The 12,636-nt window shown below is 70.1% G+C and carries 10 protein-coding genes; 7 read left to right on the plus strand and 3 right to left on the minus strand.

Going from position 1 to position 12,636, the window contains the following annotated elements; all coding sequences use genetic code 11:
- The first annotated feature begins 49 nt into the window (after window positions 1–49).
- The 5 genes from ACAV_RS06645 to ACAV_RS06665 all read left to right on the plus strand — a co-directional run bounded on the left by ACAV_RS06645 (window position 50) and on the right by ACAV_RS06665 (window position 9,200).
- On the plus strand, window positions 50–2,032 hold the full coding sequence (locus tag ACAV_RS06645; protein ID WP_013593806.1) for a DNA topoisomerase IV subunit B: 1,983 nt from the start codon (window positions 50–52) through the stop codon (window positions 2,030–2,032).
- A gap of 3 nt (window positions 2,033–2,035) precedes the next feature.
- Window positions 2,036–2,881, plus strand: coding sequence for a lytic transglycosylase domain-containing protein (locus tag ACAV_RS06650; protein WP_013593807.1), 846 nt, complete (start codon window positions 2,036–2,038; stop codon window positions 2,879–2,881).
- 61 nt (window positions 2,882–2,942) lie between these two features.
- Window positions 2,943–5,300, plus strand: coding sequence for a DNA topoisomerase IV subunit A (gene parC / locus ACAV_RS06655; RefSeq protein ID WP_013593808.1), 2,358 nt, complete (start codon window positions 2,943–2,945; stop codon window positions 5,298–5,300).
- Window positions 5,301–5,502: 202 nt separating this feature from the next.
- Window positions 5,503–7,350 (plus strand): methyl-accepting chemotaxis protein, encoded by a 1,848-nt coding sequence (locus ACAV_RS06660; protein WP_013593809.1) that lies wholly within the window; start codon window positions 5,503–5,505, stop codon window positions 7,348–7,350.
- A 239-nt stretch (window positions 7,351–7,589) separates the two neighbouring features.
- Window positions 7,590–9,200, plus strand: coding sequence for a methyl-accepting chemotaxis protein (locus tag ACAV_RS06665; RefSeq protein WP_013593810.1), 1,611 nt, complete (start codon window positions 7,590–7,592; stop codon window positions 9,198–9,200).
- Window positions 9,201–9,226: 26 nt separating this feature from the next.
- On the opposite strand, the gene pdxY is transcribed toward ACAV_RS06665, so the two are convergent.
- The 3 genes from pdxY to ACAV_RS06680 all read right to left on the minus strand — a co-directional run bounded on the left by pdxY (window position 9,227) and on the right by ACAV_RS06680 (window position 11,154).
- Window positions 9,227–10,165, minus strand: coding sequence for a pyridoxal kinase PdxY (gene pdxY / locus ACAV_RS06670; protein ID WP_013593811.1), 939 nt, complete (start codon window positions 10,163–10,165; stop codon window positions 9,227–9,229).
- A 5-nt stretch (window positions 10,166–10,170) separates the two neighbouring features.
- Complete coding sequence (locus ACAV_RS06675) at window positions 10,171–10,629, minus strand: RidA family protein (RefSeq protein WP_013593812.1); 459 nt, start codon at window positions 10,627–10,629, stop codon at window positions 10,171–10,173.
- 117 nt (window positions 10,630–10,746) lie between these two features.
- Complete coding sequence (locus tag ACAV_RS06680; RefSeq protein ID WP_013593813.1) at window positions 10,747–11,154, minus strand: GFA family protein; 408 nt, start codon at window positions 11,152–11,154, stop codon at window positions 10,747–10,749.
- Window positions 11,155–11,275: 121 nt separating this feature from the next.
- Between ACAV_RS06680 and ACAV_RS06685 the strand changes: the two genes are divergently transcribed.
- On the plus strand, window positions 11,276–11,539 hold the full coding sequence (locus tag ACAV_RS06685) for a hypothetical protein (protein WP_225976077.1): 264 nt from the start codon (window positions 11,276–11,278) through the stop codon (window positions 11,537–11,539).
- Entirely contained in the window at window positions 11,520–12,311 is a 792-nt protein-coding gene (locus ACAV_RS06690; RefSeq protein ID WP_049791056.1) for an ATPase, read from the plus strand. The genes ACAV_RS06685 and ACAV_RS06690 overlap by 20 nt, the downstream gene beginning before the upstream one ends.
- Window positions 12,312–12,636 lie beyond the last annotated feature (325 nt).

Below are 12,636 nucleotides of genomic sequence, written 5' to 3' on the forward strand. Positions count from 1 at the left end.
TGTCTTTCCATCCAGTGCCGCCGGGCAGCCCGCACTACAATCCGCGCCCATGGCAGCCAAACCCTCCTCCGTTTCGCCCAGCGACTATTCCGAAGGTTCGATCCGCGTGCTCAAGGGCCTGGAGCCCGTGAAGCAGCGGCCGGGCATGTACACGCGCACGGACAACCCGCTGCACATCATCCAGGAAGTGCTCGACAACGCGGCCGACGAGGCCCTGGCCGGGCACGGCAAGCGCATCAAGGTCACCCTGTTCGCCGACGGCTCCGTCGGCATCGAGGACGACGGGCGCGGCATCCCGTTCGGCCTGCACCCCGAGGAAAAGGCCCCGGTGATCGAACTGGTCTTCACGCGCCTGCATGCGGGCGGCAAGTTCGACAAGGGCAAGGGCGGTGCCTACAGCTTCTCGGGCGGCCTGCACGGCGTGGGCGTCTCGGTCACCAATGCCCTGGCGCTGCGGCTGGAGGCCACGACGCACCGCGACGGGCAGATCGCACGCCTCGTGTTCGAGGGCGGCGACGTCACCGAGCCGCTGACGGCACGGCCCCTGGCCGCGGGCGAACGCCGCCAGGGCACGACGGTGCGCGTCTGGCCGGACGGCAAGTATTTCGAATCGACCGCGCTGCCGATGAACGAGCTGGTCCACCTGCTGCGCAGCAAGGCCGTGCTGATGCCGGGCGTGACCGTGTCGCTGGTCAACGAGAAGACGAAGGAGACGCAGACCTGGCAATACAAGGGCGGCCTGCGCGACTACCTGGGCCAGAGCCTGTCGGCCGACCCGGTGATCCCGCTCTTCGAGGGCGAGGGCTATGCCGACCGGCACAACGAGAGCTTCGCCGAAGGTGAGGGCGCCGCATGGTGCGTGGGCTTCACCGACGAGGGCGCGCCCGTGCGCGAGAGCTACGTCAACCTGATTCCCACCAGCGCGGGCGGCACGCACGACGCGGGCCTGCGCGACGGGCTGTTCCAGGCGGTGAAGAGCTTCATCGAGCTGCACTCGCTGCTGCCCAAGGGCGTGAAGCTGCTGCCCGAGGATGTGTTCGCGCGCGCCTCGTACGTGCTCTCGGCCAAGGTGCTGGATCCGCAGTTCCAGGGCCAGGTGAAGGAAAAACTCAATTCGCGCGATGCCGTCCGGCTGGTGTCGAGCTACGTGCGGCCCGCGCTCGAGCTGTGGCTGCACCAGCACGTGGACTATGGCAAGAAGCTCGCCGAGCTGGCCATCAAGGCCGCGCAGACGCGCCAGAAGGCCGGCCAGAAGGTCGAGAAGAAGAAGGGCTCCGGCGTGGCCGTGCTGCCCGGCAAGCTCACCGACTGCGAGAGCCGCGACCTGTCGCACAACGAGGTGTTCCTGGTGGAGGGAGACTCCGCCGGCGGCAGTGCCAAGATGGGCCGCGACAAGGAGTGCCAGGCCGTGCTGCCGCTGCGCGGCAAGGTGCTCAACACCTGGGAGGTGGACCGCGACCGGCTGTTCGCCAACACCGAGATCCACGACATCTCCGTGGCGCTGGGGGTGGATCCGCACGGCCCGAACGACACGCCGGACCTCTCCGGCCTGCGCTACGGCAAGGTCTGCATCCTGTCGGATGCCGATGTCGATGGATCCCACATCCAGGTGCTGCTGCTCACGCTGTTCTTCCGCCACTTCCCCAAGCTGATCGAGACCGGCCACATCTACGTGGCGCGCCCGCCGCTCTACCGGGTGGACGTGCCGGCGCGCGGCAAGAAGCCGGCCTCCAAGGTCTATGCACTGGACGACGGCGAGCTGGAGGCGATCCTCGACAAGTGCGCCAAGGACGGCGTGGCACGCGAGAAGTGCCAGATCAGCCGCTTCAAGGGGCTGGGCGAGATGAACGCCGAGCAGCTCTGGGAGACCACGCTCAACCCCGACACCCGCCGCCTGCTGCCCGTGCAACTGGGCGACCTGGGCTTCGCCGAGACCGAAGGCCTCATCACCAAGCTCATGGGCAAGGGCGAGGCGGCCGCGCGGCGCGAGCTGATGGAACTGCACGGCGACGCCGTGGAAGTGGACATCTGAGCCATGGCGGCGCAACGCTCCGGTGGTGATGCCGTGGCGGCATGGCTGCGGCGGCAGGCGGCTGCCGGCGCGCGCGCGGCCGCGCTGGCCCTGGCGCTCTGGCTGCCGGTGCAATCCGCCCATGCGGACCTCTGGGCCTACGTGGACGAGCGCGGCGTGACGCATTTCGCGGCCGAGCGCATCGACGAGCGCTACAGCCTGTTCTTCCGCGGCGACGTGTTCGATTCCACGAAGGACGGGCGCTCCACGGGCACGGGCCTCGTCCCGCCCGGCGTGGCGCCGGGGGCCACGCCGGAGAGTGCGCGGCGCCTGGCCTATTTCGACATCGCGCCCGAGGTCAAGCGCGTGAAGCATTTCCTGCGCGCCTCGGCGAACCGCCACGGGCTGGACTACGAACTGCTGCAGGCCGTGATCGCGACCGAATCGGGGTTCGATCCGCAGGCGGTGTCGCCGCGCGGCGCGGTGGGGCTCATGCAGGTGATGCCGGCCACGGCCGAACGCTTCGGCGTGGCGCGCGAGGCGAAGCGTTCGGTGGAACAGAAGCTCACCGACCCGGGCACGAACATCGCGGCCGGCACGCGCTACCTGCGGCACCTGATCGATCTTTTCGAGGGCCGGCTCGACCTGGCCCTGGCAGCCTACAACGCGGGCGAGGGGGCCGTGCAGCGCGCCGGCCGCCGCATTCCGGCCTACCGCGAGACACAGAACTACGTGAAGAGCGTGCTGGGGCTCTACGCCCTGCTCAAGCCCGCGGCGGCGGCCCCGGTGCCCGTGGCTACCGGCCGCGGCGCCGCGGCAGGCCGGGTGCGCATGGAACTGGCAGCACCCGTGGCCCAGGACGCGCCCTGACCTTTCGAACGACACCGCGGCGCACCGCCTGCCGCGTTCCTCTTTCCATCCTTCCCGACGCATGAGCGACAACGACCAACCCACCCTCGACTTCTCCCAGCCCGAGTCCGGCGATCACCTGGGCCTGGCCAGCTACGCGCAGCGAGCCTACCTGGAGTACGCGCTCTCCGTGGTGAAGGGCCGCGCGCTGCCGGACGTGTGCGACGGCATGAAACCGGTGCAGCGCCGCATCCTCTTCGCGATGGAGCGCATGGGCCTGGCCTATGGCGGGCCCACCCGCAACGTGCCGGCCAAGCCCGTGAAGAGCGCCCGGGTGGTCGGCGACGTGCTGGGCCGCTTCCATCCGCACGGCGACCAGTCGGCCTACGACGCGCTGGTGCGGCTGGCGCAGGATTTCAGCCAGCGCTATCCGCTCATCGACGGCCAGGGCAACTTCGGCAGCCGCGATGGCGACGGCGCCGCGGCCATGCGCTACACCGAGGCGCGGCTGACGCGCATCGCCAGCCTGCTGCTCGACGAGATCGACCAGGGCACGGTGGGTTTCGTGCCCAACTACGACGGCTCCACCGAGGAGCCGCGCCAGCTGCCCGCGCGGCTGCCGTTCGCGCTGCTCAACGGCGCGAGCGGCATCGCCGTGGGCCTGGCCACCGAGATCCCGAGCCACAACCTGCGCGAGATCGCCGACGCCTGCGTGGCGCTGGTGAAGAACCCGAAGCTCGCCGACGAGGAACTCGCCGCGATGGTGCCGGGCCCGGACTATCCTGGCGGCGGCCAGATCATCAGCAGCCCCGGCGACATCCAGGATGCCTACCGCACGGGGCGCGGCAGCCTCAAGGTGCGCGCGCGCTGGAAGATCGAGGACCTGGCGCGCGGCCAGTGGCAGATGGTGGTGACCGAGCTGCCGCCCGGCGTGTCCGCGCAGAAGGTGCTGGAAGAAATCGAGGAACTCACCAACCCCAAGGTGAAGGCCGGCAAGAAGGCGCTTTCGCAGGAGCAGACGCAGCTCAAGGCCACGGTGCTGGGCGTGCTGGACGTGGTACGCGACGAGTCGAGCAAGGACGCGCCCGTACGCATCGTGTTCGAGCCCAAGACGGGCAAGGTGCCGCAGCAGGAGCTGATCACCACGCTGCTGGCGCACACCAGCCTGGAAACCTCCGCGCCCATCAACCTGACCATGGTGGGCCTGGACGGCAAGCCCGTGCAGAAGTCGCTGCGGCGCATGCTGGAGGAATGGATCGCCTTCCGCCAGCAGACCATCACCCGGCGCAGCCAGCACCGCCTCGCCAAGGTGCTGGACCGCATCCACATCCTCGAGGGGCGGCAGACCGTGCTGCTCAACATCGACGAGGTGATCGCGATCATCCGCACGGCCGACGAGCCCAAGGCGGCGCTGATCGAGCGCTTCCGCCTGTCGGACCGGCAGGCCGAGGACATCCTGGAAATCCGGCTGCGCCAGCTCGCGCGGCTGGAAGCGATCAAGATCGAGCAGGAACTCAAGGAACTGCGCGAAGAGCAGGGCAAGCTCGAGGACATCCTCGCCAACCCCGCATCGCTGCGCCGCCTGATGGTCAAGGAAATCGAGGCGGACGCGAAGCAGTTCGCGGACGCGCGCCGCACGCTCATCCAGGCCGACAAGCGCGCCACGGCCGAGGTGAAGGTGGTCGACGAGCCCGTGACGGTGGTCGTCTCGCAGAAGGGCTGGGTGCGTGCGCGCCAGGGCCACGGCCACGATGCCGGCACCTTCGCCTTCAAGTCCGGCGACGCGCTCTATGGCACCTTCGAGTGCCGCACCGTCGATACGCTCATCGCCTTCGGCAGCAACGGCCGCGTGTATTCCGTGGCCGTCTCGCAATTGCCCGGCGCGCGCGGCGATGGCCAGCCCATCACCACGCTGATCGAGCTGGAGGCCGGCACGCAGCCGGTGCACTATTTCGCGGGCCCCGCGAACGCGGCGCTGCTGCTCGCGGGTTCGGGCGGCTACGGCTTCATCGCCGCCGTGGAGCACATGACCGCGCGCAACCGCGGCGGCAAGGCCTTCGTCTCGCTGGGCGAGGGCGAGCAGCTCTGCCGGCCGTCGCACGCGGCGTTCACCAGCGGCAGCCAGGCGCTCGTTCCCGCGACCCATGTGTGCTGCGCCTCGGCGGGCGGGCGCATCCTGACGTTCGAGATCACCGAGCTCAAGCAGATGGCCAACGGCGGCCGCGGCCTGATGCTCATCGACCTCGAGCCCAAGGACACGCTGGCAGGCGCGGCGGCCTACACGCGCAGCGTGCGCATCGCGGGCGTGGGCCGCGGCGGCAAGGAGCGCGACGAGACACTGGAAATCCGCAGCCTGAACAATGCGCGCTTCCCACGCGGGCGCAAGGGCAAGGCGGCGGACCTGGGCTTCAAGCCGAACGCCGTGCTGCGCGTCGAGTAAAGCCTCGCGAACACCGCTTTTCCGGAGGGCCGCCAGGGCATGGCGGCCCTTTTTTGTTGCGCCGCCGCATCGCGGCAGGAATATGGTGTTAATGCGAGTGGTGTTTCTGCTTGTATCAATGCACTATCTGCCCGCACGGCCACCGGAGGCGGCGGCTGCGGGGCCGTGCGTTGCCTTGATGCGCGCCAGGAGCACCCTTACCGTGAAAGATCTGAAAATATCCACCCGCCTCGCGCTGGGATTCGCGCTCATCCTGCTCGTCATGTTCCTCATGAACATGCTGGGCCTGACCAATATGGGGGAGATGGTCCGCTCCGTGAAGGGCGTCGGATCGGAAGCCCTCTTCAAGGAGCGCCTGATCAGCGACTGGGCACGCAACATCCACACGAGCGTGCAGCGGACCAAGGCCGTGGCGTTGAGTGCGGATTCGGCACTCAGCGAGAGGTTCGCGGAAGAGGCGGCCGCCTCTTCGCGCCAGTCGGGTGACATGCTCAAGCGCATCGATGCGCTGGCGCAGACCGACCAGGAAAAGGCTCTGATGGCCGACATCCAGAAAACGCGCGTGGCCTATCTCGCGTCCCGCGATGCCCTCTACAAGGCCAAGCGCGAGGGGCGGCTGGACGAGGCGCAGCGCCTGTTCACGCAGGAGTTCCAGCCCCTGACCGTGCAGTACCTCAAGAGCGTGCAGCAACTCCTGGACCTGCAGCGCGCGAACATCGATGCGGCCCTGGGGAAGGTGGAATCCGGCTACGCGGAGACCCGCATCGCCGTGGCGATCGCCACCGTGCTGGCCCTGATCCTGGGCGCGGGCCTGGGCTGGTGGATCACGCGCGGCATCACGCGCCCGCTCGGCGAGGCGGTGCGTGTCGCGCGCGCCGTGGCGGACAACGACCTCACCAGCCATATCACCACGGGCGGGCGCGACGAGACCGGGCAGATGCTGGATGCCCTGCGCCAGATGAACGACAACCTCGCCCAGGTCACGGGCCGCGTGCGCCAGGGGGCCGACAGCATCGCCGTTGCCGCGCGCGAAATCGATGCGGGCAACCAGGACCTTTCGGCGCGCACCGAGCGGCAGGCGAGCGCCCTGCAGCAGACGGCCGCCTCCATCGAACAACTCACCAGCGCCGTGCGGCAGAACGCCGACAGCGCCCGGCAGGCCAACCAGCTCGCGGCCCATGCCTCGCAGGTGGCGGGCGAGGGCGGGCAGGTGGTGGCCGGCGTGGTGCAGACCATGGGTGCCATCGATGCTTCCTCGCGCCGCATCGCCGACATCATCGGCGTGATCGACGGCATTGCCTTCCAGACGAACATTCTCGCGCTGAATGCGGCCGTGGAGGCCGCGCGGGCCGGCGAGCAGGGCCGCGGTTTCGCGGTCGTGGCCGGCGAAGTGCGCGCGCTCGCGGGGCGCAGCGCCGAAGCCGCCAAGGACATCAAGGCGCTGATCGGTGATTCCGTGGCCAAGGTGGACGAGGGCTCCCAGCAGGTCGCGCAGGCCGGACGCACCATGGAGTCCGTGGTGGACAGCATCCGGCGCGTGGCCGACATCATGGGCGAGATCAGCGCCGCGAGCGCGGAGCAGAGCACGGGTATCGAGCAGGTGAGCCAGGCCATCGGGCAGATGGACCAGGTGACGCAGCAGAACGCCGCACTGGTCGAGGAGGCCGCGGCCGCCACCGGCTCGCTCAAGACGCAGGCGGCCATGCTGGCCGAGGTGGTGGCGGCATTCCGCCTGCGGGACGGCAGCGTGACCGGGATTCCCTCCGCCTCCGTGCCCGTTCCGCCACCTGCCGCCAGGGCGGTGCCGGCGCCCGTTTTCCCTCCGGCCGCAGCGCAGGCATCCCCGCGCCCTGCCGTCGCGGCACCTGCCCGGCCGCGCACGCCGGCTGTCGCCAGGCCGGCGGCCGGCAAGGCGCCCGCACTGTCCGGTGGCCGCCCGGCACCTGCGGCATCCGCGGCGCAGGCACCCGCGCCGCAGCCTCCTGCGCCGCAGCCTCCTGCGCCGCCGCGCAAGGCCAGCCAGAGCGACGACGACTGGGAAACCTTCTAAGAGCGGCTAACACGACCCTTCTGGCGTCGTTGCCGCATCTTTTCGTACTACCCGTACTGCCTGCGATACGGCGCCTGGCCAGAACCGCTTCGCTGGGTCGTGTTAGCTGCTCTAAGCCTGGCGGGTGGTTCCACCCGGCTCTGGTGTAAACACCGAGCGCCCCGGACGCCGCTTCATGCACGATGGCTTCAGCCGACGAGGGTGGGCGCGGCCCGCCCGGCATGACAAAGGAGTCCGCCATGCAACGATCACTGCGGGTCGTCCACAAGCTCTGGATCGCCGTCGCCCTGCTGGTGGCCATGCTGTCCGCGGTGCTCGGCGTGGCCGGTGCGCGCTACCAGCGCGAGCAGGCCCTGGCCGAGGCCGCGCGCGACGAGATGGAGCAGCGCACCCAGGCGGCCCTGCGCTGGGCCGGGCTGACGGAAACCAACGCGGCCCGCACCCTGGCGGTGGCGCTCACCGCCGATTCCCTGCTGGAGGCGCAGTTCAAGGAGCCGGTCGCCGCCACGTCCGCACGCATTTCGGAGACCCAGAAGATGCTCGCCGGCATGGACCTTTCCGCACAGGACAGGGCGCAGATGGCGAAGATCGCCGCGGCGCGCCAGGCCACGCTGGACCTGCGTGGCGAGGCCGGCATGCTGTCGGCCGCCGGCCAGCGTGACGAGGCCCGCGCGCTGGTGCTGCAGCGCTACCAGCCTGCCGTGGCGGCCTACCTGCAGCTCCTGCGGGACTTCGCGCAGTCGCAGGCCGATGCCGCCGATGCGCTGCGCGACCGGACGGCCGCATCGCTGCAGCGCATCCTGCTGGGCGCGGCCGCGGGGATGGCGCTGCTGTTCGCGGGGATCGTGGCGGGCAGCGTGGTGCTGATCCGCGGCATCCAGAAGCCGCTGGCTGAGGCCAATGCCGTGGCGGCGCGCATTGCCGAGGGGGACCTGGCCTCGCCCGTGCCGCAGGGCCGCGGCGACGAATTCGGCGAGCTGCTGCGATCGCTCGGCGCCATGGGCGAATCGCTGTCGGGCGTGGTGCGGCAGGTGCGCCAGAGCACCGACAGCATCGCCATCGCCAGCGCCGAGATCGCCACGGGCAACCACGACCTGTCCGTGCGCACCGAGCAGGCCTCCAGCAGCCTGCAGGAAACGGCAGCCGCCATGGAACAGTTCACCAGCACCCTGCAGCAGAGCGCGGGCAGCGCGCAGCAGGCCAGCGGGCTGGCGGCCAGTGCCCGCAGTGTGGCGCAGCGCGGTGGCGACGTGGTCACCCAGGTGGTTTCCACGATGGATGACATCCACCAGAGCAGCCGCCGCATCGCGGACATCATCGGCGTGATCGACGGCATCGCCTTCCAGACCAACATCCTGGCCCTGAACGCTGCCGTGGAGGCGGCTCGGGCGGGCGAGCAGGGCCGGGGCTTCGCCGTGGTCGCGGGCGAGGTGCGCAGCCTGGCACAGCGCAGCGCCACCGCCGCGCGCGAGATCAGGCAGTTGATCGGTACCTCGGTGGAGCGGGTGGAGGCCGGCAGCCGGCTGGTGCAGGATGCCGGCGCCACCATGCAGGACATCGTGCGCTCGGTGCAGCTCGTGAACGACATGATCGGAGAGATCACCGCCGCGGCCTCCGAGCAGAGCGCCGGCATCGGGCAGGTGAACGAATCCGTGGGGCGGCTGGACCAGATGACGCAGCAGAACGCCGCGCTGGTGGAAGAAAGCGCGGCCGCGGCCCAGAGCCTGCGCGAGCAGGCGGAGCAGCTGGCGCGCACGGTGTCGGTGTTCAAGCTGCGCGCCCTGCCGGGCGCTGCCGGCGCGGCACTGCCGCAGCCCGTGCGGGGTGGGGCGCGCAGGCTGGCGGCCTGATCCCGGGCGGGAACCGGGATCAGGACTCAGGTCTGCGCCGGAGGGCCCACCGCCTCGGCGGCGAAACGCTGCGACGGCTGCGCGATCTGCTCGCGGCAGGCCACCAGGGGCAGGTCGCGCTGGCCCGGCGCGGTGCGCGACACCAGCGCGTACAGGCTGCTGACCGCGCTCGATACCGCGTCCGGCGTGGACGCGCCGCGCAGCAGGTGGCCCAGCAGCACGGCCGAGAACACGTCGCCCATGCCGTTGGGCAGGGGCTGCAGGTCGATGAACGGCGTACGCACCAGCCAGGCGGCCTCCGCCGTCACGGCCAGCGTGGCCAGCCGGTCGTCCGGCAGGTCCGGCGTGCGCAGGCTGGTCACCACGATGAGCGAGGGGCCCGTGCCGGCCGCATCGCCCAGCAGCGCACGCGCGGCGGCCACCGATTCGTCCACCGAGCCCAGCGGGGCGCCGTGCAGCAGTTCGAACTCGTACTGGTTGGGCGTGATGATGCTGGCCTGCGCCAGCGCGCGGCGGCGCAGGAATTCCGGGATGCCCGGGCGCACGAACACGCCCCGGCCCACATCGCCCATCACCGGGTCGCACAGGTAGCGCAGGCCCGGGCGCACGGCCCGGATCTCCTGCACCGCGGCCAGGATGGCTTCGCCCACGCCGGCATCGCCCAGGTAGCCCGAGAGCACCGCCGTGCAGCGCGCCAGCACGCCCCGCGCGCGCAGGCCGTCGAGCACGTCGGCGATGTGCGCGGGCGGGAAGACCTGCCCCTTGAACTCGCCGTAGCCCGTGTGGTTGGAGAACTGCACCGTGTGCACAGCCACCGGCTGGATGCCCAGCAGCTGCAGCGGCAGCATGGCCGCGTCGTTGCCCACGTGCCCGAAGGCGACGTGCGACTGGATGGAGAGCACCAGCGGAGGCTCCCCGGACGGCGGGCCGGCGGAAGGGGCTGCGGTGGCGCTCACGGCATCCACGGCGCTCAGGCCAGCTCGGCGATCAGTTCGATTTCCACGCAGGCGCCCATGGGGATCTGCGCCACGCCGAAGGCACTGCGCGCGTGCTTGCCCTTGTCGCCGAACACTTCGCCCAGCAGTTCGCTGGCGCCGTTGGTCACCAGGTGCTGCTCGGTGAAGTCGCCGGTGGAGTTCACCAGGCTCATCACCTTCACGATGCGCTGCACGCGGTTCAGGTCGCCGCCCGTGGCCGCATGCAGCGTGCCCAGCAGGTCGATCGCCACGGCGCGCGCCGCGGCCTTGCCGTCTTCCGTCGAGACATCGCGGCCGAGCTGGCCGACCCACGGCTTGCCGTCCTTGCGCGCGATGTGGCCGCTCAGGAAGACGAGGTTGCCCGTCTGCACGTAGGGCACATAGGCCGCGGCCGGCGTGGCGACGGGCGGGAGCGTGATGTTCAGGGCAGAGAGTTTGTCGTAGATGCTCATGGTGATGGGGAAGCGGGTTGAGAAGGAAAAAGGGGCACCGGCTGTGCGCGGGCCGGTCGGTGGAGCGCAGCCAGGGCCTGCGGCGGAGGGAATGGTACAGCGCTCCGGCGGCTCCCTTCAGGGCTGCCCGTCGAAGCTCTCCACCCCGTCGGGAGATGGCACCCAGGCCAGGCGCCGCCGGGTCCAGATCTGCCTTTTCGGGGCGCCCAGAGCGTGCCGCTGGCGGATCGCGCCGATCCGCAGCGAATAGGCCGTGGGGTTTTCTTCCGCGCAGGCGTACAGCGGCGTGCCGCAGTGTTCGCAGAACGCGAGCAGGCGCCTGGCCCCGCTGTCGGCGGTCTTCACGTAGGTGCGCGGCGTGCCCCGCGTCAGCCGGAAACCGGAGGCCGGCGCGGGAATGTTGGCGCGGAACGCGGAGCCTGAGTGGGTCTGGCAGTCGTTGCAGTGGCAGACCGTCATGCTGCCCGGCTGGACCTCGGCTTCGTAGGCCACCGCGCCGCAGTGGCATTGGCCTTCAATCTTCACGGAGATTCTCCTGGGGTGGCGGGAGGCGGGATGCCTCCCCACGGGCCATTCTGCGCCGGGTGGGAAAGCGGCTTCCGGGGTGCCCTGATAGACTGGCGGCGACACGTTTTCCACATCTCCCATGTCCTCCCCTACCCAGCGAACCATTCCGACCGAGCGAGGAATGCAGATCGCCGAGCGGCGCATTCCCGAGATGGCCTCCAAGGCGGGCCATGAGGCCTACCGGGCCGCGCTCAGGGCGACGGGAGCGGCCACCGTGAAGACCGCTTCCGGCCAGGTCGTCGAGCGCCGGAGCGATGGCAGCGTCACCGTCATCAAAGACCTGCCGGTAGGCAAGCGCGTCAAGCCCGGCACGGTGCTGAAGCGTGTCTCACGGGGCAGCTGACGCCCGGTTGCCGGCCAGGCCTGCCCTGGCACAGCCGCGCCTGCGCGTCCTCGCAGGGCCGAACGGATCCGGCAAGAGCACTCTGCAGTCCGAACTCAAGCCCCAGTGGATCGGCGCCTTCGTGAACGCTGACGAGATCGAGAAGACGCTTCGTTCTTCCGGCGGCTGCCTGGGGCTGCAGGAGCTCGGCGTGACGGGTGAGGCCCCAGCGGTGCTGGAGCGGATCCGCGGCAGCTTCCAGACGTTCGGCCTGGGACGGCGCCTGGACATGCCGGCCCTGCTGGCCGGCATCACGCTGGACAGTGAACTGACCCTCCGGGTGCCCGGGCCCTGGGACTCCTACCTGGCCGCCACGCTGGCCGAAGCCGTGCGCCGGGAGCTGCGGGACGAAGGCCGCACCTTCACGTTCGAGACCGTCATGTCCCACCGCTCGAAGATCGACTTCATGCGGGACACCCGCGAGCGGGGCTACCGGGTCTATCTGTACTTCGTGGCGACCGATGACCCCGCCATCAACATCGACCGGGTGCGGCGGCGCGTGCTGCAGGGCGGCCATCCGGTGCCCGACGACAAGGTGATCGACCGTTACCACAAGTCCATCGCGCTGATGACCGAGGCCTGCGAGGTGGCGCACCGTGCCTACATCTTCGACAACTCGGGCACCAGGCACAAGCTGCTCGCCGAGGTGACGGACTTCGACACCCTCCGGCTGGAGTCCAGCGTGCTCAACCCGTGGTTTCTGGGGACCGGGCTGTGGAGGGCGTTTTCCTGAGACACAACGGTGGCGTGCGGCGAAACTGTTGGTGTCGTCAACTTGCCAGGCAGAGCGTTCCTTCATGAAATCCTCAGCGTCATCAACGATGGGGAGATAGAGCATGCGGTGCTGGCGGCTCCCCGGACGGTGCGTTTCACCTTCTTCGATGACGGTCGCCCGTGGAGCGTCGAGGTTGCCCGGACGCCCCGTAGGCGATGGCGTGGACCTCCGTATCCTGCGCGGCGCAGGGCGCGGTGGTGGCGGCCGGGGTGGCTGCTGATCGCAGAGCAATAGCGGATCCTGCAGCGCGGCACCCTTGCTTCACGGATCGGCATGCCTTGCA

The sequence above is a fragment of the Paracidovorax avenae ATCC 19860 genome, assembly GCF_000176855.2.
GTDB lineage: Bacteria > Pseudomonadota > Gammaproteobacteria > Burkholderiales > Burkholderiaceae_C > Paracidovorax > Paracidovorax avenae.